The organism is Cysteiniphilum sp. QT6929 (genome assembly GCF_030035755.1).
Classification (GTDB): domain Bacteria; phylum Pseudomonadota; class Gammaproteobacteria; order Francisellales; family Francisellaceae; genus Caedibacter; species Caedibacter litoralis.
In genome coordinates, this window is the sequence record NZ_CP103983.1 from 1,069,788 (window position 1) to 1,093,285 (window position 23,498).

Consider the following 23,498-nt stretch of genomic DNA (forward strand, 5'->3'; position numbering starts at 1 on the left):
GATATATATCACTATCTTTATGACCAAGCGCAATATTTAGTATTATTACCAGTGAGATCATAATAAATGGGAGAAGGGTCTTTGCCTGGCGTTGTTTCACCTATAGCAATATAGCGTTGATATGACGTGCCATGTTGCGTTGTTATAACTATTCGTTGTGGGAACAAAAGCTCTGGCAGATTATGATTACCAAAAACCTTAAAGTAAGTCCCACCATAAATTACTCTTTTATTACGTTCAATCTTAGGGTCTTTATCAACCCATACAGTTGCTTGTTCATATATAGGAGTATATGACTGGTCAATTGTTGCTCTAATTCCAGCAAAAGTCCCACTATTGATACCAAACAATGTTTGTAACCCATTTTCAAACATATAGGTTGTATTATGCCCTTCCGGATTAAAATACCATTTACTATTATAGCTTTCTGTGAAGAGGTAAGGATTAACATCAAAAGTAGCTTCTGGCTTTAAATACTGATTAGGATCTAATGGGTAATAAGTGTTCACTAAAGATTTAAATGCTTTTAACTCAACTTTTGCATAACATAGTTTTTTATCCTCTGCAATTCTTGAACTGCTTGGTGTTAGAATGTTATACAGATAAGCGTAGAAATATTCAGAGTTAGATATACCTGGTAATGTATAATCATGAGAAAATTGGTCTTTTAAGACTAATGCATCACCACCAAGGATTGGTATATTTCCCTGATTATCAAGGGCTGTAGTACCATCCTTATTTAACTGCTCATCTTTTAGTAAGTCAAGTTTAACTATTCCTGACTTTTTATAGTTCTCTGGTGATAATGTTTGACTTCCAATTGTTACAGATTTTATTTCTATTGAAATAGGATAGTTGCTAACTAGCGATTCAAACTTCTTATCAGCAGTCACATATTTAATAATACCTAAAGCTTTATCACCCTTTGTACGGTGAAAATCAGGGATTATATATTCTAGGTTATCTGTACAACCAGAAGCAGAGCCTAAAGTATACATATTGCGCTCATCTCCAAACTTAAGTTTTTCAGCAATGTTAGGTAAATGATACTCAGGCTCATTGCTTGGACTATTATTCTTTATTTCAAAAGTAAACTTTATTCTTCGAGCTAATTGCTGAGGTAGTTCAACAATTTCATCGCGAACATGACCCCCATCTGGTGTCTTCTTCCACCTATAAGCATTCAACTCAATACGGAGAGGTAATTGATTGTTACTATTACGATAAATGGCACAAGGTTGAAAGTATCCATACAAGGGTGAATCAGATGAAATACTACAGCTACCATCGGTTGTTCCTGGAACACCATCAGGATCAGCAGCGTTTGGAACAGAAGCATTATATAAAGTTACTTGCAAATCACATCTTTCAACATCAAATCCGTTGATATCCCCCAAAGAATCTCGCAAAATACAATCTGTATAATCTGATAGCGGAGTTATTTTAATACGCATTTGAGGCATATAGAATAGAAAAACTGATGCATACCATGATGGTATATCAACTGGTATATAATCACCTTCTTTTAACTCCATATCTTCAGGAATTAAAATTTGCCTAATGTAAACATTATCTGCCTTAGGATCATAATTATACCTTTCGAGAAAACCTCTAATATTCAAATTGGTACTAACGTCAAATTGCTTATCGGGATCGTCAGCTGAGAATTTCTTTAAATCATCAAGACTTATTAACCACTCTTGGGTACCAATCCGACGCATAAATATTTCGCTTATTTTATCATTTTTGTGCATCGTTTCAGTAGAGTATATAATCTTAAATTTTTTATTTTTAGGAGCTCCATCCCTATTAAATAACTCTTCAATTTTTTGTTGCTGCTTCACATCATTAGGATAAAATATCTTGCTTTGTATACGAACGTTATTGGCATACAAGTCTATAGAAGACATTTCATCAGCCCAGTTATAATCGAATATACACACATATTCTTCTGGGTAACTCCCATCAATCTGGCACTGAGGCAAAATATTATTTTCCATAAACTGTGTATTATATTTTTTACTATCTTGTGACATATTGGCATAAGCTTGAGTTAAACATAAAGCCAACATTGATGTTGATTTTATAAGAAATCTACTATAAATCATTATTACCCCTTAGATATACTACATATTTACTTGCGTAATACACTACCCATAAACCATATTTCAGCATTTCTGTCATTGAACTTTAAGCTCTCAAAAGCATTAAAAAATTCTTCGGTATATGACAGCATAATATGATTTACGAGTGGTACATTTATAAAAACCCTATTAAAGTACCTCATGATTCTGCATCTCAAACCATGGCAACTAAAAACCTTAATCCAAATAGGTTATACTCTATAAAGTATTTCTATTTGCTCACGACTTTCATTCAAAAGATACAAGACACCATTATTTTGCTTAAAATAATGGGCCCGCTGTATTTTCTTCAAAAAAGAGCTCTGAGTTATTTGTATACTTTCATTCTCGGTAATATCTAACATATGTGATACATCATAGTATCTACCAACAATAGAACTTGAATCATCAAAAGCCGAGAATCTTCCATTCTCGAACTTCATATAGACTATAGGTTTCATTTGAGCACGATACGTCATCATTTCAGCTTTGGGCACCCATTTTGTTGAATCAATGCTCCTGTCTTGGTTTGTGTAATAATAGGCAATAATAAATAGAGTCAAAATTATAAAAAGACCAAACCATCCCAAACCAAAACGTATATATTTTCCTATCATAATCAGGTTACCTAAATCCTTTTTGAATCTTTATATTTTCAAAGCAGCAAACTGTGAGCTACCGGATGCTGCTTTACTCACTATAAGCTGGTTAAGTAAAAAATCCAGATACATGGCAATACACAGGGATACCAACGCACCTATTCCATGTCACTTCATTTCACACCCAAGCAACCGATACCATTAGATACAATTCATATGCGTAGCTTTACATATGACTTATTTATATAGGATTATCATGATAAACCGTCACAGCAAAAAGGATTTTTATTTATGCTTAAAAAAACTTTAAATATTGCAATAAATCATGGAGGTTAATGATGAAAACATTAGAAATAAAAGGAAAAGAACTTCGCTATCTAGATACTGGTCATGGGTTTCCTATTTTATTTGGTCATAGTTACTTATGGGATCATAAAATGTGGGCACCACAAATACATCACCTAAGTAAATCCTATCGATGTATTGTTCCTGATTTGTGGGGACATGGGCAATCTGATGCGCTCCCGCGTGAAAATAATGATTTATCTGATATCGCAGATGATATGATGACACTTATGAGACATCTAAAATTAGATGATCAGTTTGCAATTATTGGCTTATCCGTTGGTGGAATGTGGGCAGCAGAGCTTGCATACAAACATCCTTTGTCGATCAAGTCCATTGTTCTAATGAACACTTTTCTAGGCGAGGAGCCCCCTGCTAACAAAGCACAATTTTTAATGATGTTTAATGCAATTGAAAAATTGGGGTTTATTCCTGAGAATATTATTCAGCAAATCGTACCTGGTTTTTTTTCCATACATACTCAGGAAAACAATAAAACGCTGGTTGAAGAATTTACAACTCATCTAAAAAACAAAAGTTTAGATATATCTTCGTTAATTCGCTTAGGGAAAATGATTTTTGAACGGCAAAATCGTATGAACCTTTTAGATGCCTTTAGCGAAGTTGATATTCCAACTCTAATCATCACGGGATCAGAGGATTGTTATCGTCCAACGCAAGAAGGTGAGTTGATGGCTCAAAGATTACCAACAGCGCAGTTTGTAGAGGTAATATCAGCTGGACATATCTCATCACTTGATCAACCATTACAAATCAACAAACTGCTAGACGAATTCTTTCGATTACAACTTGTTAAAGAGCGCTTATGGTACTTTGAGTGATTTTATTTTATTTGATTTTTCTTATTTGCTTTATTTCTGAAAACTCCCCAAAAATTTAAAAGCGTGTACAATACGCCCGAAGCAATGATATGAGAAGAGGAATCACAAGGATGGCGCACACTACTTTTGGTGACCACATGAGCAAATTATTAAACAAAATGACATCAAAGGTGTCTTTTAAAAAATGTGAAGACGATACTGGAAAAGGTTTTAGAGCATGGCAGTTTAAACCTTTACTCAATCAGTAGCAGCCAAAAGGAGTACGAAAAATTGAGACGGACAATTACAGGTGACAATAAGCTAAATGACTTTGATCCCGAGCAAATTAGTGAAGTACTATGCGCTGAAACAGCCAAGAAATACGAGTCTTCGGATAATGTTATTTTGATTCATGATCCCAGCGAGATACGCAAAAAATATACCAAGCAAGCAGAGCATATAGGAAAAGTAAAAGATCTGAGTAAGAAAACCATCAATGGCTATAGTAGCTTCAATACAATTGCCGTTAATTTAGATAATAAACAGATTGATTTATTGGGTCATGAGCTATACAGCAACAAGCAGCCAGAGTTTTTATCAAAAGAAACGATTGAACAGTTAAGTGCCGGTGAGGATATCGTGATTTCACAGGCGTCTAAAGAAGCCTATGATGACGATAGTTATTTGACCTCAAAGCGCATAGCATTAAAGCATATTAAATCCTGCTCTAACGCCTTGAAAGAAAAGAATTCAGCATTAAATATTACGCATGTATTAGATCGTGAGTTTGATGATAGTGAGTACTTTGATTTTATACAGGAACTGAAAGATGAGTTTGTCATACGATTGAAGAAAAACAGGACAGTTTCAGGCTTAAGCGGTGATAAGGAGCAAAAAGGGAAATTGATAGATCACGCCTTTGAACATTCATATACTTTCTGTATTCAAAAGCTATACATCAGTGGACGCTGTTTTCAGGATTGCGTGATCAAGGCTAAATGGCAGAAGATTGGGCAGTATCATGTTGTTTTAATGACGCTGCTTGATCGCAAGGGCAAAGAAGCTTTTGACGAACCGATGCTTTTAATCACAAATAAGGAGCTTATGAATCAATATGACGTTTACAACGTTTATGATTGCTATTTAAAGCGCTCTCGTATTGAGGGTGTGTTTAAATTTATCAAAGGTGAGTTAGGCTGGGAAGAGTTTAGGATAAAAGACTTTGAAGGGATTAAAGCCATTACTGCTATTGGTTTCTTTGTTGCATCTTATTTATATGAGATTGGTCAAGGTGAAGTTTATGATGACTTTGTTGTATTGATTGCACAGCTTGGCGGCTCTAAATCAGGTGAAGTAACAAGGCATTACATCTTGGAAGGAATGAAAACATATCTTGCAAAACTACGCGTAGATCAGTTTATTGAGGAGCATCAGATAAGCCAAGCAGACTTAAAAGCCATATTGAATTTTATTGGGCGAGGAGAAATTTAAAAAATGAGGAGTTTTCAGTTTATTTTAAATTTCATAATCACTGTGAGACCTCCTAATGCGTTATTTTTAGCATATACTTCGCCACCATGCTCCTCAACAATTTCTTTAGTGACTGCCAAACCTAAGCCATTGCCTTTGGAATTCGAGATTTGTCCTTGATAAAATGCCAAAAATATATTACCAAGCATATCTTCTGGCACACCAATACCGTCATCCATCACCTCAATAAGAATGTTTTTTCTGAGATACTTCATGCTGATTACAACATTTTCGCCATACTTTAGTGCGTTATTAATGATATTAGTTAATGCGCTTGTAAGCTCTTCTGGAGCACCTAGCATCATATACTCTTGATTTACAGTCTCATCAATAAAAGAAACTCTTTCTATGCTATGTTCTTGATAGGATTTAACGGTCTCTCTAACCAATCCATATAAATCTACGATCACTTTTGGTGCATTTAAATGCCTTTGATTGGCATAATGAATTGTTTTACGCAAAATTCTATTAATATCATCAATTTGTGTAAAAACTTTTTCTTTAAGCACCTCATCTTTAACTTTGTATAACATCAACTCCATTCTAGTTAAAGGTGTTCTTATATCATGCGCGAGTGCTGCCATAGTACGCATTTTGGTATCACTTAAATTTTGAACCTTCAGAATCAATGCTTCAATATAACGTGCTGATTTACGTAACATATACAGGCTAGAATGCGATACAACACCTTTTTCAAGTGTGGGTAATTTCAGTCGATATCTGTCTTCTAAAGCAAACATCTTCTCCATTGCATGCAGCAAATAACGCCCATTAATAAGATACATTGCAACATAAAGCATCGCAAAAAGCTGTAAAAGAATGAATAAAGTGCCAACCCAAGGAAATCTTATTCTTGGTAACTCTAATACTATCCATGCACCTAAAGGCTTTGCATAAACAGATATCACATTATTTTGCCAGAAGCGTATACTTTTCAAGGCTTTCTCGATCTTTTGCGCACTTATATCACCTGATACATCAATATGAATATAATCTGAAGAATACTCTGGTAGCGGTAACACTTTGACATTCATACATTGATTGCTTGAGCTTGGCAGTATTTCCTTTAGGTAATTTCTCTCCCGCGCACTAAAATCCATATGATTAAGTTCACCAATAAAATTAATCATACTTGAGGCAATAAGTCGCTGATTTCTGTCATGATCAAGAAAGTTATTGATATAAAAATAGGACATTAAAATAATATTGAGAAAAAACGCACACAAGAGAGCAAGGTTAAACTTAAGTCTATATTTTGTGCGTTTTAAGTTTTGACCCACCATCTTTCTTCTTACTTCACTTAATCTGAATTGGATATTTTAAACTATAGCCGAGCCCTCTTGTAAAACCAATTAAGTACTCACAATTATTATCTTTGAGTTTTTGTCTAAAGCGTGAAATTAAAGTTGAAACAATTCGATCTTCTGGGTGTAAATCGCGCCCATAAACATATTTTGCAATATCATATTGTGATGATGAACTACCAATATGCTCATTTAGGTATGACAGTAGTTTGAGTTCATTTATATTAAGTGAAATTTTAAGTTTCTGTTCAAGATTAATTAACTGTAATTCCTTAATATCAAGTTGCCAAATTTTTTCATCTTCAGTTGATTTGACTTTACTCATTGATAGAATATTACGTATCTTAGCCAGAAGGACTCTCGTACTAAAGGGTTTTTGCATAAATTGCAAAGCACCTAGCTCATAGGAAATCAACTCATCAAGTTCATCTTCTGACGCGGTAATAATAATGACAGGAATGCGCAGTTTTTCAGAAATTCTACGACAATAATATTTCCCATTTTCATAGCCTGGCATATTTAAATCAACAATTAATAGATCTGCAAGGAAAGTCTCTAAAGTAACATCTGCTTCAACAGGATTAGCAGCAGAACATACCTCATAATTTTCGGCTTGCAATATTTCTTGCAATTCTTCACGAATTATTTCATCGTCATCAACAATTAAAATTTTAAACTTAACCCCATTCATCATTAATCCACTTTTTCCCTGAAAGATTACTATAAATAAAAACAAGTCTACCATACCCTTTTAAGACAGCAAAAATAAATATTTCAATGTTGAATCACGAATTGAATCAAAGTAAACGCTTGCCATCAAGCAAAGCAATAAATACTGTAAAATGGCTTGCAGCTGGTATACAATGCTTGACAGTTTTTAACACCACGCTTTGCAATATGTATAAGCGATTAATTAGGCATAAACAAACTTAACATGCAGCTGTTACGATTTGCAGATTTACATAACAATAAAAATCAAACACCAAGTATTGTCACTATTGGTAATTTTGATGGCATGCACTTGGGGCATCAGTATATTATTAACCATGTGCAGCAACTTGCTAAAACCAATAGTGCTAAAGCGACAGTGGTGACATTTGAGCCGCAACCGAAAGAGTTTTTTTTAAAAGAAGCTGCACCTTTGCGCATTACGCCTTTTCGTGACAAGATCCAAGCATTTAAAGCACTCAATATCGATCAGGTATTGTGCCTGCAGTTTAATCAAAAGCTTGCGATGTTATCAGCTGAAGCCTTTGTTAAAAAGGTTCTTGTTGATGGTCTTAATGCTCAGCATGTCATTATAGGTGATGACTTTCGTTTTGGTTATCAACGTCAAGGTGATTTTAAGCTACTTAAAGACTTAGGGCACAAATATGGCTTTAGCGTAGAAAGCCTTCCTTCTTATACTTTAGATGATACACGCATCAGCAGCAGCCACATCCGCCAACTACTAAATAGCGGTCAGTTCAATGATGCAGCGCATTTTTTGGGACACAGCTACTCGCTCAGTGGTCGCGTGCATCATGGTGATCAAAATGGGCGCAAGATTGGTTTTCCAACCATTAACATCCCAATGCCAACAGACGTTGTCGTTTCAGGGGTTTATGTTGTCAACGTGCATGTTCACGGTAAAACATATCACGCCATTGCCAATATCGGCATTCGCCCAACAGTCGGTGGCAAACTACGTTTATTAGAGACACATATTTTTGATTTCACACATGACTTATATGGGCAATATGTTACGATTGAGTTCTTGCATTTTGTGCGTAGCGAGAAAAAATTTGCAAACTTCGATGCACTCAAAGCGCAAATAAATGATGATAAACTAGCAGCCCTTACGTGGCTTGAAAAACATACAACAAAGATATAAAACAAATAGGAAATCGGAGTTACGTATAATTAAATAGGTAACTTTAAAGAACACCCCGTCAGCCTACGGCTGCCACCCCTCTTGCAAAGAGGGGAATTTAAAATTGGCTTCTGCTTGATTCCCCTCTTTGCAAGAGGGGTGCTAAAGCTTGCGAGGCGGGGTGTTGAAATACAATAAAAGGTAACGGGTTAAAGGGTAGAATATGGCAGATTATAAAAACACATTAAACTTGCCGAAAACATCATTTTCAATGAAGGCAAATCTCGCGCAAAAAGAACCGATGCGCTTAAAACAATGGTATAGCGATGAAGCTTATCAACAGATTCGCGAGCATTTCGCCGGTAGAGACAAGTTTATTTTGCACGATGGTCCTCCGTATGCCAATGGCGATATTCACGTCGGACACGCGGTCAATAAGATTTTAAAAGATATGGTAGTGCGCTCAAAAACACTTTCAGGTTTTGACGCACCTTATGTCCCAGGTTGGGATTGCCATGGTTTACCGATTGAGCTGCAAGTAGAGAAGAAACATGGCAAAGCGGGTGCCAAAATTAGTGCTAATGCTTTTCGTAAAGAATGCCGTAAATATGCTGCCAAACAAGTACAGCGCCAGATTATAGACTTTAAGCGTCTGGGTATTCTAGGCGATTGGGATAAGCCTTACTTAACCATGAACTTTGACTACGAAGCCAATATGGTGAGAACTTTAGGTAAGATCATTGCAAATGGTCACTTAACCAAAGGCTTCAAACCAGTCCACTGGTGCCCTGAGTGTGGCTCAGCACTTGCTGAAGCAGAAGTTGAATACAAAGATAAAATCTCACCTGCTATCGATGTTAAATTTGCCATCATTGAGCCAAACACTTGGGCGGAGCGCTTTGGTTTAGAAACTTTACCTGAAAACACTTCTGCAGTTATTTGGACAACAACACCATGGACGTTACCCGCCAATCAGGCGATCGCCGTGCATAATGAAATAAGCTATGCCGTAGTAAACTTCAATCATGATCAACATATTATTGTTGCAACAGAACTGGTGGAGTCGATTATGAAGCGCGCTGGTATTGAAGAATACCATATCCTTGCCAGTGTCTCAGGTGATCAGTTGGCTGATTTAAAAGCACATCATCCTTTTTATAACCGTATTGTGCCCGTGCTTCATGGTGATCATGTCACTGTTGACTCCGGAACTGGTCTTGTGCATACCGCACCGGCTCACGGGGTTGAGGATTTCGCGTTAGGTAAACTGCATGACCTACCTGTTGACAACCCCGTTAACAATAATGGCTGCTATCACAGTAACACCGAGCTTTTTGCTAATGAATTTGTCTTTAAAGCCAATGATCATGTCATTGATGTTCTAACACAAAACAACGCCCTTCTTAATTTAAATAAACTAGAGCACAGCTATCCACACTGCTGGCGCCACAAGACACCACTGATTTTCCGTGCTACACCACAATGGTTTATCAGCATGGAAAAAAATAAATTGCGTGCACGTGCTGAAGAAACCATCAAAGAAGTGAAATGGGTGCCAAGCTGGGGACAAAGCCGTATTGAAGCGATGATGCAAGATCGCCCTGATTGGTGTATCTCACGTCAACGCACTTGGGGTGTGCCTATTCCTTTATTTATTCACAAGGAAACCGAAAAGTTACATCCACAAACTCAAGACATTATTGAGAAAGTTGCTAACGCCATTGCCAAAGGTGGAGTGGAGGCTTGGTTTGATGCTGATGACAGTCAATTCATTACTGAAACAGAAGATTATCAACGCGTCACCGACACGCTCGATGTCTGGTTTGACTCTGGCTGCTCAAACGCTTGCGTGCTTGAGCATAATGAAGATTTGCAATTCCCTGCTGATTTATATCTTGAGGGTTCTGATCAGCATCGTGGTTGGTTTCAAACTTCACTCTTAACAAGCTTAGCGCGTCGTGATCAAACGCCCTTTAAGCAAGTATTAACCCACGGGTTTACCGTTGATGCCCATGGCAAGAAGATGTCTAAATCCCTAGGTAACGTTGTCTCACCACAAGATGTTGTTAACACATTAGGCGCTGATATCTTAAGACTCTGGGTTGCTGCAACAGATTATCGCACTGAGATGACCGTATCTGATGAGATTCTAAAGCGTAATGCCGATACCTATCGCCGTTTGCGTAATACCGCACGCTTTTTATTATCTAACCTTGAAGGCTTTAATCCACAAACTGATTTAATCGACTTTGACCAGCTAGTTGCATTAGATCAATGGGCGATTGCCAAAGCAGATGAAGTGCAACAGAAAATCATTAAAGCGTATGATGAATATAACTTCCATGTTGTGGCACAGCAGATTCATCATTTCTGCTCAATTGATATGGGTAGCTTTTATCTTGATGTCATTAAAGATCGTCAATACACCGCAAAAGCTGATGGTTTGGCACGCAAGTCTGCACAAACGGCAATGTATCATATCATTCATGCTTTAGTGCGTTGGATGTCACCGATTTTATGCTTCACAGCTGATGAAATTTACGATGCAATCCCAGGTGAAAAGACACCTTTTGTTAGCTGTGAATGGTATCAAGGCTTATCACAAATGCCGCAATCCGCTGAGCTTGATCTGCCGTTTTGGCAAACGATTCAAGAGGTGCGTACCGAATGCAACAAACTACTTGAAGCCAAACGTGCTGAGGGTGTATTAGGCGCCTCGCTTGAGGCCAATATCACGCTTTATGCTAATGATGTCTTACTAGCGCAATTAGCTAAGCTTAAAGATGAGCTGCGCTTTGCGTTAATCGTTTCTGATGCGCATATCAAACCATTGTCTGAAAAGCCTGAGTTTGCGCATGACTCAAGTATTAAAGGCTTAAGCATTGTTGTTGAAAAATCCACTGCACAAAAGTGTGAGCGTTGCTGGCACCGCCGCGAGGATGTTGGCAGTCATAGCGAATATGCTGATATTTGCGGCAGATGTATTGAAAACATCACCACTGAACAAGGAGAGCTACGTGAGTTTGCGTAACAATCAACTGCGTTGGGTTATTTTAAGTATTATTGTCATTATTATTGACCTTGGCACAAAGTACCTTGCCTCACAAAATCTAACTTATGGACAACCAGTTGAAATCCTGCCCTTTTTCAACTTAACCTTATTGCATAATTATGGTGCTGCATTTAGCTTTTTAAGTAATGCTAATACCACATGGCAAGTGATTGTCCTCTCCGCTATTGCCCTTATCGTCGCTATTGTGATCTTAATATGGTTAGCGCGTTTGCCTAAAAACAAAAACCTAACTGCCTGTGCTTTAGCGCTTATCTTGGGTGGCGCATTAGGTAATGTCTATGATCGCATGATTCACGGCTATGTCGTTGATTTCCTTGATTTTCATATCAATAACTATCACTGGCCAGCATTTAATATCGCAGACTCTGCTATTTGTATCGGTGCCGTGATTTTGATTTTGATGAGTTTTAAATCTAAAAAATAACATTTTCCTGCTGAATAAACGTTCGCTGAGCATCAGTCGAAGCCATTTATACTACTTGCTATACACCCTTCGACTCCGCTCAGGGGACGGTCTACGCTAAAGAGACGAAATCAGCAGGTAACTGTTGGCTGAGCGCCAGTCGAAGCCATTCGTTGTTTTTATTCTTCGACTTCGCTCAGGGTGCGATATCAAAAATTGCAAACTGAGTTTGCAATTTTATCTAAAAATTGCAAACTCAGTTTGCAATTTGCATTCTTCATCTGATACCATTCACCTATTCTCGTCAAATGTGATCCGTCATAATGTATAAAAGATTACTTAGCATTGATACCAAGATGAAAGCAAGTGTCTTCTTATTTGGACCTCGAGGCACAGGCAAAACGCACTGGTTAAAAGACACATTTCCTTCGGCTATTTATTTAGATTTACTAGATGATGCAACTTACACAGAGCTGCTTGGCGATCCAAAAGCATTATCGCGTAAAATTCCTAAAGCCTATAACGATTGGGTTATTATCGATGAAGTTCAGAAAATTCCAAACCTACTTAATGAAGTGCATCGCCTTATTGAGCATCAAGGTCAGCGCTTTATATTGACGGGCTCTAGTGCTCGCGCACTTCGCAAAAAAGGAGTTAATCTTCTAGCAGGACGCGCATTAACTTATCATATGCACCCACTAACTGCCCTTGAGCTTTCCAATGATTTTGATTTAGCTTTTGCGATACAGTACGGGACACTTCCCATGACTTATAGCGTTAATCAGCCAGAGCACTTTCTTAAAAGTTATGTACAGACTTATTTAAAAGAGGAAGTTCAGCAAGAAGCATTAACCAGAAACTTATCTCTCTTCACAAAATTTCTACAAACAGCGAGCTTTTCGCAAGGTGAAACAATTAACTATAGCAATATTGCACGCGAAATTGGCAGTAACCACCAAAGTGTGCGTAACTTCTTTGATATTCTCGAGGATTTGCTCATTGCTTATCGACTGCCAATCTTCACGCGACGTGCCAAACGTGATGTTATTACACAGCCAAAGTTTTATTATTTTGATACTGGTGTGTATCGCGCCATTCGCCCCAAAGGAGTGCTTGACTCTGAAGAAGAGCTCTCAGGTGCCGCCTTTGAAACATTATTTTTTCAACAAGCTAAAGCATTGAATGATTATTTTTTCTGGGGATATGAGTTTTACTATTGGCGAACGCGCACGCAACAAGAAGTTGATTTTGTTTTATATGGCGAAAGAGGTTTATATGCCATTGAAATTAAGCGCAAAGCCAAGCTCACAGCGCAAGATTTTAAAGGATTGGATCTTTTTCAAAAGGATTACCCGATGGCAAAATGCATTATGCTATATGGCGGAGATCAAACCTATTATGACAATGAAGTAAATGTTATCCCCTTTGCCATAGCAATTCGTTCATTAGATAAAATTCTAGCGGGAGATAGTTGAGAAACAGCTATTTTGCTGCTGGCTTTAATAAAGCAGGACCAAATGCATCGGGGTTGTCTTTCGGATTTTTACCTACAATCCTAGGGTCATCAGCTTTTAAATATATAAAATTCTTATACCCTGTTTTTATAACCTCACTGCCACTGCCCCACGTTCCTATATATGGAACAAAATCACCTTCCTGATTATATGCAGTATTAGTAAGTGGAACGGCATCAGTCGAATACCAGAATGAACCATCTGTTTTATAGGCATAAATCCACAAATTTTGATCTCTAATAAGCACTCCAAATGTTGAAAATTCTGTTGCAGGAGCTCCACCATTTTCCGCCCATGTGCCTAGCTGTAATCCTTGTATAGCATTTGGATTCCATCCAGAATTACCCCCTGTTGGTAGATTAATTTGCGGTCCAGTTGGTTTCCATTTCGTCTCTAGAACATCTATTTCTCGTCCTATACCGCCTTGAGCACCACCTGATCCGTCTAAATAGTTTTGCGGTCCAGGAATCATGTTTTTACGCTCTGCTAAATAAAAAGTTTCACAAAAATCACCTGCACCATTTGAACCTACTTTTACATCAATCTGCCAAAGACCATCTTTGGCGGAACCGATGCCGTTACCAATGGTGACACCATCTTGATTTATACCAATTGGATAGGCTCTACTACCTTGCGTCCCATATTGATTAACTTCTGTTGTTTGATATACGGCATCATTGCTCACTTGCCAACGCCCCAAATCATTAGTTCCATAGTCCTGTACCCAAAAACTATCTCCGGCGACTACTTTGTCTTCTTGATTACCCATACCATTTTGCCACCCCTTATTAGTAATAATCGGTGGAGTACTATTTATAGATATTTCAAAATAGCGACGATCTTGCCAACAATCCTGATCATAATGTGACTTACTAGCATCATATTTAAATGTTAAATATCCATTATTGTCAAATAAATATTGATTGCCAGAACCATCTGTTTTAACACTTATTGAAGCCGTACCTAGATAATCACCTTGCGCTGTTTTAATATCTAAAATTAGATAATTAAATAACATATAGTTATACACAAACTCTGGAGTGAATATTGTTCCAACAGGAGCACTGAGCTTTTGATCGCCCCATGCTCCACCTTTAGTTACAGTTAATGTAAATTGAGAATCATTCTCCCAGCTACTTATAAAGGGGCACTCTTCTCCTGAGGCATAAACCCAAGGTGAATAAACAACCACTAAGAAAATACAAATAAGTTTATATTTATTAATTTTCATAACAACTCCTTCGTCTTCTTGTTGTTTAAAAAAACATTAGCACTTTTAAATCCCTTGCAATTATATGCATTAGCAGATCAAATTAAATATAGTTCATATGACTAAAAATGACTGGTTTTTTAACTAAATTATCAGAAAATCTTTAAGCCTACCTCTTAAAGATAAAATTCATCGGTATCAAAATAAATATCAACTGTTACTTATTTGAAACAGACAAAAGAATAATAAATGCATATAATTCGCATCTATTTCAAACAAAACAAGATGCCACCACCATGAAAACAATACTTTTTGTTACTGCAAAAATGATAGCGATGATTACGCTAACAGAAAAGGCTTATGCCATATATAACAGTGGTTATCCTGCGTATAAAGTAGAAAACATTAAGCGTGAAGATACCAACATAGATCAGAAAACTACTTATCCAGCATATGCAAGTACAGAAGATATAAAAATCTAATGGATTAGGCGTTGATGTCTTTTTTAAGCTTAATCATATCCAATGCGGCTTTCAGCGCATATTTGCCTTTATGACCTTTTTCGCCACCGACACGCGCTAATGCCTGATCCTTGTTATGCGTTGTCAACACCCCAAAAATCACTGGTAAATCATAGCTCATCATCACATCTTGTGTACCTTGTGATACTTGCATACAGACGTAATCATAGTGATCAGTTTGCCCACGAATAACACAGCCTAACAAAACAATAGCATCATATTTCTTGGTTTTAGCTAGCTGCTTTGCCGCATAAGGCAGCTCGACAGCTCCTGGCACTTTGTAAACTTTCGGCGTTTTTATCGCCTGATTTTGCGCCTCTTCAAGTGCGCCTTCCAATAACTTATCGGTAATTAACGCATTAAATTCACTCACAACAATCGCAATCTTTGGCATCTTCATACTCCTTTTATGCTATGGTTTAGCCGTTGTTTTTTAGTTTGTAAATATCCTTTATTATGCTCATGTACATCTGACTCTGATACGAGCACCTGCACTGCAATATTCGCCTTTTGCAGAGCCTGCACTTTTTCAGGGTTATTTGATAATAGCTGGCATGACTTTATATCATAATATTTCAAGACTTGCAGCGCATGATCATAGCGACGATTATCTATTGGCAAATTAAGTGCTTCATTGGCTTCAATCGTATCCATGTGCTTTGTTCGCTGCAACTCATAGGCTTTAAGCTTATTCACCAAGCCAATATCGCGCCCTTCTTGCTCAAGATAAATCAAAATCCCGCCATGCCCAGCAATCTCATGTAATGCATGATGCAGTTGTGATTGGCAATCACACTTTAATGAACCAAATAAATCCCCCGTAATACACGATGAATGAATACGCACGAGTGGATTATCTTTAATGTCTTTGCTAATGACTTTGATTTCACTTTGGGTCACCGGATCGATAAAAACACTCATCTCAAGCTCGCCATAATCACGAAAAGGAATAAGGCTACTTGCCGCTTTTGTAATAAGTTTTTCAGTTGCCAAGCGATATAAACGCAGCTCCTCAATGCTCAGTATCGGCAAATCATGCGCCAAAGCAAAGCGCTCAATTTCTTCACCTTTCATCATGCTGCCATCTTTATTCATCAGCTCACACAAGACTGCTGCCGGATGAAAGCCTGCCATTTTTACTAAGTCAACACTTGCCTCTGTGTGTCCTTGACGTCCTAATACCCCATAATCATTTGCAACTAATGGGAAAATATGACCCGGGCGGCTAATATCACTAGGATCAACCTCAGGGTTTGATGCCACTTGAATCGTATGCGCGCGATCTTTCGCGGACACACCTGTTGTCACCCCCTCTTTCGCCTCAATGGTAATAGTAAAAGGCGTTGTAAATTGACTGGTATTTAAATCTGCCGGCACCATTGGGTTTAATTGCAAGCGTTTGGCATGCGCTTTTGACATTGCTAAACAAACAATACCACTGGCATGTTGTAGCATTAAGTTGATATTTTCAACATTTGCAAGCTGCCCTGGGAAGATTAAATCCCCCTCATTCTCACGATCTTCATCATCGGTTACGATAATACTTTTACCTTGTTTTAGAGCATTAACTGCCGCTTCAACGCGTGTTTTAATTCTTTGAAACATATTGTATTTTCTCCATATAATGATGAATGTGTTTACCAATAGGATCCGCCTCAAGATTGACCTTGGTACCCACTTGATAATTCTTAACAATAGTGGCATCAATTGTATGTGGAATAAAAGTGACCGTAAAATAGTCGTCTCTTACTTCAATCACAGTAATGCTCATACCATCAATGGTGATAAATCCTTTATTAACTAAATATCTTAATATCTCTGAAGGAGCAGAAATAGCCACAAGCCACGCTTCTGCCTCATGGGTAATCGATGCCACTTCACCGACACCATCAACATGACCTTGCACCATGTGCCCACCGATAAAATCATTTAAGCGTAACGACAGCTCAAGATTAACATGCGATCCAGCAACGAGCTGTCCCAAGGTTGTTTTACGCAACGTTTCAGGTACTGCTTCAAAGCTCACTACTCCCTTTACTTTATCCAAAGTAACGATGGTTAAACACACACCATTAATGGCGATACTATCTCCTATTTTACAACTGGCTAACTGCTCTGAGCGAATCACCAATGTGATTAAATCAGACCCTAAAACCGAATCAACCGTTGCCACTTCCTGTACAATACCACTAAACATAATTACCTCTTACGATCTTTTATTTCCCGTTTTTCCTGCTTTTTCTATGCGACCCATACAATAATAATCATTATTCAAAAAACCATTGTCTTTGATATTAATGCGCTTCTTGTGCTTAAAACCGGCAATGATCATCGGTGCTACATAACTTTGCACTTCATCGACTAACTGCGCCGCAAAAAAAGCATTAAGCAACGTTCTACCACCCTCAACTAAGACACTAGTAACACCTCTTTGCGCCAGCACTTTTAAGACCTCTTCAAGATCAATCTCGCCCTGATTTAATGATACATTGATACACTCAATACCTTTATGCGCTAATGCATCAAGCGTATCTTTATCCGCCAAATCACTGGTAATCACAACACTCTCGACACCATCATTAAAAAGCCTTGCATCACATGGCAACTGGCAGGTTTTTGATAACACAACACGTAATGGATGCTTAATAAACTCAGCACCTGAGACTCTCACGGTAAGACTTGGATTATCTTCAACTAGCGTCTCGCGCCCAATCATAATCGCATCAACGCTATTTCGTAGATTATGCACTTGCTGTTGCGATGCTTGATTCGTAATTTGTTTACTATCTTGGGGATGAGTAACCATCTGACCATCGAGTGACATACCCCATTTGGCAATGACATATGGGCGTTTATGGGTGTGATAATGAAAAAATATTTTATTCATGACAGTCGCTTCATGACACATAAGCCCTGTCTGAACAACAATACCTGCTTGTTGTAAACGCTTAATCCCTTTCCCTGCCACTTGCGGGTTAGGGTCAATACTGGCGACAACAACTTTAGCAACTTGTGCCTTGATCAAGCGCTCAGTACAAGCCCCTGTTCTGCCAACATGGCAACACGGCTCAAGGGTGACATAAACAGTCGCGCCTTGCATGCTATCCCCTGCTTGATCTAAGGCATGAATCTCAGCATGTTTATCTCCAGCAAAGCGATGCCAACCTTCACCAATAATTTGACCATTTTTAACAATCACGCAGCCAACCATTGGATTAGGGGAGACGCTCAAAACACCACGCCTTGCCAACATTAGCGCTTGAGACATATAAAAATAATCCGCTTGAAACACTTGTAATAATCACCCTTTCATTAATTTACTTAACTTCAGGGACAAGCAAAAGAAATAAACATAGGCAAAATAGATAAAAGCAAAATACATTGATAATGAGTTCAACATTCAACATTCAACATTCAACATTCAACATTCAACATTTTAAAATATAATGCACTTGCACTTTACATATATGTCACATTACTTCTTCTTTCATCCGGACTATAACCGTCGGCTCTGGAATCTCACCAGATCTGCTGACCTTTGACCTTTAAGCCAAAGCGCTCGTGGGCTTTTCTAAATATTTATAGAATTACCACCGGTGGGGAGTTTCACCCCGCCCTGAAGAACTAGGGTTGAATTCTACGTTGTTTTCAATGAAAAATCCAGAAGTGATAAGCACTTCAGATGATAACTGATATGAACTACAAACACGCCTTAACAAAGCCTTCAAATAAGCGATGCCCATCGCGTGGAGTTGAGGTAAACTCTGGATGGAATTGACAAGCCATAAACCATGGATGTGTTGGAATCTCAACCATCTCAACAAGCTTTTGATCTTGTGATTTACCACTAATAACAAGTCCTGCATTTTCCAATGCTTCAACATAATTATTATTAACTTCATAACGATGGCGATGACGCTCTTTAATGCTATCAGCCGCATATACCTTGTGCGCTAAGCTGTCTTTTTTCAAATGGCATAATTGCGCACCTAAGCGCATCGTACCACCCATATCAGATTGAGATGTGCGCATTTCTTTGTCACCTGCTGCCGTTTGCCACTCGGTGATTAAGCCAATTAAAATATCTTGGGCTCTTGGGTCAAACTCCGTACTATTGGCACCCTTTAATCCCAATACATTACGCGCATACTCAATTACGGCAACCTGCATTCCTAAACAAATACCTAAAAATGGAATTTTATGCTCACGCGCGTATTGCACTGCTTTGATCTTACCTTCAACCCCTCGTGATCCAAAACCACCAGGCACTAAAATACCATCGACTTTACCGATAACTTTTTTAACATCACCTTTCTCAATATCCTCTGAGTCAATAAATTTAATATTAACCTTGGCATGATTGTGAATTCCGGCATGAAACAATGCTTCATTTAATGACTTATAGGCTTCTGTTAAACTAACGTACTTACCAACCATGGCAATGGTGATTTCTTTTTGTGGATTGTTAATCTCATAGACCACCTTATCCCATTCGGATAAATCTGCTGAGCGTACATGAAGCCCAAGTTGACTCACCACACAAATATCTAAACCTTGATCATGATATTTGCGCGGAATCTCATAAATACTTGATACGTCTTCCGCACTAAAAACCGCAGATTCAGCAACATTAGTAAACAAGGCGATTTTACGCTTTTCATCATCACTAAAGCTTTTTTCACAACGACAAACCAAGATATCAGGTTGGATACCAATAGAACGCAGCTCCTTGACTGAGTGTTGCGTTGGTTTGGTTTTTAGCTCGCCTGCAGCTTTGATATAAGGCAATAATGTCAAGTGCAAAAACAAACTGCGTGATTTACCTAGCTCTTGCGCTAATTGGCGAATCGCCTCAAGAAAAGGCAATGATTCAATATCACCAACCGTGCCTCCGACTTCAACAATGGCAACATCAATCTTATCATCAACGCCTTGTAAGATTTTAAGCTTAATCTCATCGGTAATATGTGGAATCACCTGAATCGTACCACCAAGATAGTCACCACGACGCTCTTTTTTTATCACATCTTGATAAACGCGTCCTGTGGTAAAGTTATTACGCTTAGTCATCTTAGTACGTATAAAGCGCTCATAATGCCCCAAATCAAGATCAGTCTCAGCACCATCTTCAGTGACAAATACCTCACCATGCTGCAATGGGCTCATCGTACCAGGATCAATATTAATATATGGATCAAGCTTCATTAAGGTAACATTTAAACCGCGGCATTCTAATAAAGTTGCCAAGGAAGCTGCTGTGATCCCTTTGCCAAGAGATGACACAACACCTCCAGTAACAAAGACAAACTTAGTACGTTGATTTTCAATACGAGTTGACATAAAAGATAATACATTAAGCGCTGTTAATGTTGGCAAAGAATAGCAAAAAGCCCTTTGTGAAGCTAGTTAAATTTATGATGATGCATAAGAAAAAAATGGCTATGACCATATTCCTGCCCACTTTGATTGTGTAAGCGTTGGCTGAGCGTAAGTCGAAGCCTTTATGAAGTATGATTTTCCCAAGCTACCCTTCGACTTACGCTCAGGGTACGGTGAGCACTTGTGGATGAGCATTTAGTCTTAGCCAAAAAAATAAAGCTCTAGAGTTGCACTACTTTCTCAATCGCAGAAATCGCTTTTGCAACATTAGCAACTGCCGTACCACCCATTGCTGTCTTACTATTAACCGCTGACTCAATGCTCAACACTTGATAAACATCATCGTCAATCATCACTGAAAAATGCTGAAATTCAGAAAGTGTTAAATCAGTTAATGACTTATTTTTACTTAAAGCATACGCGGTAATTTCTCCGACAATATGATGTGCTTTTCTAAAGGCAATACCTTTTTTAGAAAGATAATCAGCAAGCTCCGTTGCCACACAAAAACTACCATCATAGTTTTTATCTTTATTTACCGCCAAGCTTTCAACAGTTATCGTTGTTACTTTCAGTAAGTCACTCACGGTATCAACGGCTGCAAAAAGTGCTTCTTTATCCTCTTGCAGATCTTTGTTATACCCCGATGGTAAGGCTTTAACGGTTGTTAGTAATGCAACTAAATAGCCATTTAAACGTCCTGCTTTGCCACGAACCAACTCCATCGCATCAGGGTTTTTCTTCTGCGGCATAAGTGATGAACCCGTCGTGACTAAATCACTCATTTGAACCAAACCAAACTCGGTCGTTGAATAGATAATCATATCCTCAGCAAAACGACTTAAATGTGTCCCAATAAGGCTAATCGCAGCTAATAGTTCAATAATATAATCGCGATCACTGACTGCATCTAGACTATTTTGGGCAATTTCATTAAACCCCAACGCATCTGCCATTTTCTGGCGATCCAAATGCCACGCATTGCCAGCAATCGCCCCCATGCCTAGTGGTGAGACATTGACGCGTTTTTTAATATCAATAAGTCTCTCATAATCGCGTTTCAACATTTCATAAAAGGATAAGAAATAATGCCCCCAAGTGATCGGTTGTGCTTGTTGCAAATGCGTATAACCCATGACAAACACGTCAACATTGGCTTTAGCTTGCGCGACAAAAGCCGCTTGCAAGGCTTTAATCAAATCACATAAATGCTCAATATGCTCAAGCACCCATAACCTTGTCGCACAAGAGACCTGTTCATTGCGCGATCTTCCAGTGTTGGCTTTATAGGCAAGATCACCTATTTTACCCACCAGCGATTGCTCAACAAAGGTATGAATATCTTCAACACCATCATTGATTGCCTGCTGAATAAGGTATGGATTATTATTAACCTCATGTTCGATCTCTGCTAAGGCTTGATGCAACGCCTGTAATTCGCTATCAGATAAAACGTTGATATCGCACAGTGCCTCCGTAAACGCTTTTGTTGCTTTGATATCATAGGGGAGCAGCCGATAATCAAAACTCAATGACTCATTAAAGCGCACAAACAAGGGATTATTATCCTCACTAAAACGCCCGCCCCAGAGTTTTTGTTTTTCTTGTTTTTCTTGCTTTTCGTTATTAATTACTTCTGCCATGGCTTGTCCTTTAATTCATTAAAAAATGTGATAAAAAATAGAACGCCCTCGTTGATTTGCTCTACATAAATAAATTCATCGGCACTGTGTGAACGCTTTGAATCTCCTGGTGAGAACTTAACACTCGGGCAATTCACAATCGCTTGATCTGACGTCGTTGGCGAGCCATAACTATTGATACCTTTTGCTAATAATGCGTGCATTAATGGGTGCTCAAGTGGCGTTTTACTCGCCTTAATGCGTAGTGATCTAGGTGTAATCTCTGATGCCATATATTGGCGCATAATATGCAGTACATCTTCATTACCATAAGCATCAGTCGATCTAACATCAACAACAAAATGACATTTTTCAGGGACAACATTATGCTTCACACCAGCGTTGATCATCGTCACACTCATTTTCACATCACCCAATGTCTCTGAGGTTTGTGCAAATTGATAACTGTTAATCCAATTAATATCATCAACAGCTTTTAATATTGCATTATCTCCCTCATTGCGTGCAGCGTGTCCTGTCTTGCCATGGGCGACACAATCACAAACCATTAAACCCTTTTCGCTAATTGCAAGCTCCATGTTCGTCGGCTCACCAACAATCGCGAAATCAATAGCATCAAAAAAGGTTAGTGCCAACTCGGCACCATTTTTGCCTGAAACCTCTTCTTCTGCAGCCGCGCATAACAACAAATTAAAGGGTAAATTGGCTTTATCATAAAAATAACTAAACGTGGTTATCATACTCACCAATGCGCCACCGGCATCATTGGATCCCAGTCCATATAATTTGCCATCAATGATTTCTGCGCAATAAGGATCACGGGTATAGCTCTTGCTCGGTGGCACCGTGTCATGATGTGAAATCAGTAAAACAGATGGTTTATTATCATCATAATATTTATTCTTAGCACACACATTATTGCCAACTAAGGTACTAGCAATACCACGTTCAAACAGCCATTGTTGAATAAATGTCGCACTTTGTGCCTCATCTTTTGAAATCGATGGGATTTCAATTAAACACTTGAGTAATGCCAAGGCTTCTGCTTGTTTATGTGTTATCTCTTCAATCAACACATCAGAATGCATACTTATACTATTTGTCATTAATTAATACCCTTAAATCAGATCGATTGTTACTATATTTCTTCAACACCCCGCCTCGCAAGCTTGGCACCCCTC

Annotated in this window: 19 protein-coding genes and 1 riboswitch; of the genes, 7 read left to right on the forward strand and 12 right to left on the reverse strand. The window is 38.3% G+C overall.

The annotated features are described in order from the left end of the window. Nucleotides 1-17: 17 nt before the first annotated feature. Both NYP54_RS04495 and NYP54_RS04500 read right to left on the reverse strand, forming a co-directional pair. Nucleotides 18-2,108, reverse strand: a complete 2,091-nt coding sequence (locus NYP54_RS04495) for a hypothetical protein (protein WP_283157344.1) — start codon at nt 2,106-2,108, stop codon at nt 18-20. A gap of 227 nt (nt 2,109-2,335) precedes the next feature. Further along, nucleotides 2,336-2,740 (reverse strand): hypothetical protein, encoded by a 405-nt coding sequence (locus NYP54_RS04500; protein ID WP_283157345.1) that lies wholly within the window; start codon nt 2,738-2,740, stop codon nt 2,336-2,338. Nucleotides 2,741-3,060: 320 nt separating this feature from the next. Here NYP54_RS04500 and NYP54_RS04505 point away from each other — a divergent pair, with 320 nt between their 5' ends. Both NYP54_RS04505 and NYP54_RS04510 read left to right on the forward strand, forming a co-directional pair. Then, nucleotides 3,061-3,909, forward strand: coding sequence for an alpha/beta hydrolase (locus NYP54_RS04505; RefSeq protein WP_283157346.1), 849 nt, complete (start codon nt 3,061-3,063; stop codon nt 3,907-3,909). A 186-nt stretch (nt 3,910-4,095) separates the two neighbouring features. Then, nucleotides 4,096-5,379 carry a transposase gene (locus NYP54_RS04510; RefSeq protein ID WP_283155944.1) on the forward strand — a complete coding sequence of 428 codons (1,284 nt, stop codon included), beginning with the start codon at nt 4,096-4,098 and terminating at the stop codon, nt 5,377-5,379. 14 nt (nt 5,380-5,393) lie between these two features. Here NYP54_RS04510 and NYP54_RS04515 read toward each other — a convergent pair whose 3' ends face one another. Next, a complete protein-coding gene (locus NYP54_RS04515; RefSeq protein WP_283157347.1) occupies nt 5,394-6,614 on the reverse strand; it encodes a HAMP domain-containing sensor histidine kinase in 1,221 nt (406 codons plus the stop codon). Nucleotides 6,615-6,714: 100 nt separating this feature from the next. Then, nucleotides 6,715-7,416: a response regulator transcription factor gene (locus NYP54_RS04520; protein WP_283157348.1), complete on the reverse strand. Its 702-nt coding sequence runs from the start codon at nt 7,414-7,416 to the stop codon at nt 6,715-6,717. 240 nt (nt 7,417-7,656) lie between these two features. Between NYP54_RS04520 and ribF the strand changes: the two genes are divergently transcribed. The 4 genes from ribF (at nt 7,657) to NYP54_RS04540 (ending at nt 13,525) form a co-directional block, all read left to right on the forward strand. Continuing rightward, nucleotides 7,657-8,595, forward strand: a complete 939-nt coding sequence (gene ribF / locus NYP54_RS04525; RefSeq protein ID WP_283157349.1) for a bifunctional riboflavin kinase/FAD synthetase — start codon at nt 7,657-7,659, stop codon at nt 8,593-8,595. 202 nt (nt 8,596-8,797) lie between these two features. Next, nucleotides 8,798-11,605, forward strand: coding sequence for an isoleucine--tRNA ligase (gene ileS / locus NYP54_RS04530; protein ID WP_283157350.1), 2,808 nt, complete (start codon nt 8,798-8,800; stop codon nt 11,603-11,605). Continuing rightward, on the forward strand, nt 11,592-12,071 hold the full coding sequence (gene lspA, locus NYP54_RS04535) for a signal peptidase II (protein WP_283157351.1): 480 nt from the start codon (nt 11,592-11,594) through the stop codon (nt 12,069-12,071). Before ileS ends, lspA begins: the two co-directional genes overlap by 14 nt. Before the next feature lie 302 nt (nt 12,072-12,373). Beyond that, complete coding sequence (locus tag NYP54_RS04540) at nt 12,374-13,525, forward strand: ATP-binding protein (protein WP_283157352.1); 1,152 nt, start codon at nt 12,374-12,376, stop codon at nt 13,523-13,525. A 7-nt stretch (nt 13,526-13,532) separates the two neighbouring features. On the opposite strand, the gene NYP54_RS04545 is transcribed toward NYP54_RS04540, so the two are convergent. Next, nucleotides 13,533-14,795 (reverse strand): hypothetical protein, encoded by a 1,263-nt coding sequence (locus NYP54_RS04545; protein WP_283157353.1) that lies wholly within the window; start codon nt 14,793-14,795, stop codon nt 13,533-13,535. A gap of 275 nt (nt 14,796-15,070) precedes the next feature. On the opposite strand from NYP54_RS04545, the gene NYP54_RS04550 reads away from it, so the two are divergent. After that, nucleotides 15,071-15,256, forward strand: a complete 186-nt coding sequence (locus tag NYP54_RS04550; RefSeq protein WP_283157354.1) for a hypothetical protein — start codon at nt 15,071-15,073, stop codon at nt 15,254-15,256. 4 nt (nt 15,257-15,260) lie between these two features. Here the strand turns inward: NYP54_RS04550 and ribH are convergent, their stop codons facing one another. The 7 genes from ribH to NYP54_RS04585 form a co-directional block, all read right to left on the reverse strand. Continuing rightward, nucleotides 15,261-15,689 carry a 6,7-dimethyl-8-ribityllumazine synthase gene (ribH, locus tag NYP54_RS04555; RefSeq protein WP_117002169.1) on the reverse strand — a complete coding sequence of 143 codons (429 nt, stop codon included), beginning with the start codon at nt 15,687-15,689 and terminating at the stop codon, nt 15,261-15,263. A 2-nt stretch (nt 15,690-15,691) separates the two neighbouring features. Continuing rightward, entirely contained in the window at nt 15,692-16,900 is a 1,209-nt protein-coding gene (gene ribB, locus NYP54_RS04560; protein WP_283157355.1) for a 3,4-dihydroxy-2-butanone-4-phosphate synthase, read from the reverse strand. Beyond that, the gene (locus NYP54_RS04565; protein WP_283157356.1) at nt 16,884-17,492 is read right to left on the reverse strand and encodes a riboflavin synthase; all 609 of its coding nucleotides are present in this window, start codon (nt 17,490-17,492) and stop codon (nt 16,884-16,886) included. The genes ribB and NYP54_RS04565 overlap by 17 nt, the downstream gene beginning before the upstream one ends. A 9-nt stretch (nt 17,493-17,501) precedes the next feature. Beyond that, the gene (gene ribD / locus NYP54_RS04570) at nt 17,502-18,563 is read right to left on the reverse strand and encodes a bifunctional diaminohydroxyphosphoribosylaminopyrimidine deaminase/5-amino-6-(5-phosphoribosylamino)uracil reductase RibD (RefSeq protein WP_283157357.1); all 1,062 of its coding nucleotides are present in this window, start codon (nt 18,561-18,563) and stop codon (nt 17,502-17,504) included. Nucleotides 18,564-18,770: 207 nt separating this feature from the next. After that, a riboswitch (FMN riboswitch) is annotated at nt 18,771-18,923 on the reverse strand. A gap of 71 nt (nt 18,924-18,994) precedes the next feature. Beyond that, nucleotides 18,995-20,635, reverse strand: a complete 1,641-nt coding sequence (locus NYP54_RS04575) for a CTP synthase (RefSeq protein WP_283157358.1) — start codon at nt 20,633-20,635, stop codon at nt 18,995-18,997. 260 nt (nt 20,636-20,895) lie between these two features. Continuing rightward, nucleotides 20,896-22,317 carry an argininosuccinate lyase gene (gene argH, locus NYP54_RS04580; RefSeq protein WP_283157359.1) on the reverse strand — a complete coding sequence of 474 codons (1,422 nt, stop codon included), beginning with the start codon at nt 22,315-22,317 and terminating at the stop codon, nt 20,896-20,898. Continuing rightward, the gene (locus tag NYP54_RS04585; protein ID WP_283157360.1) at nt 22,305-23,423 is read right to left on the reverse strand and encodes a M20/M25/M40 family metallo-hydrolase; all 1,119 of its coding nucleotides are present in this window, start codon (nt 23,421-23,423) and stop codon (nt 22,305-22,307) included. The genes argH and NYP54_RS04585 overlap by 13 nt, the downstream gene beginning before the upstream one ends. Nucleotides 23,424-23,498: the final 75 nt, after the last annotated feature.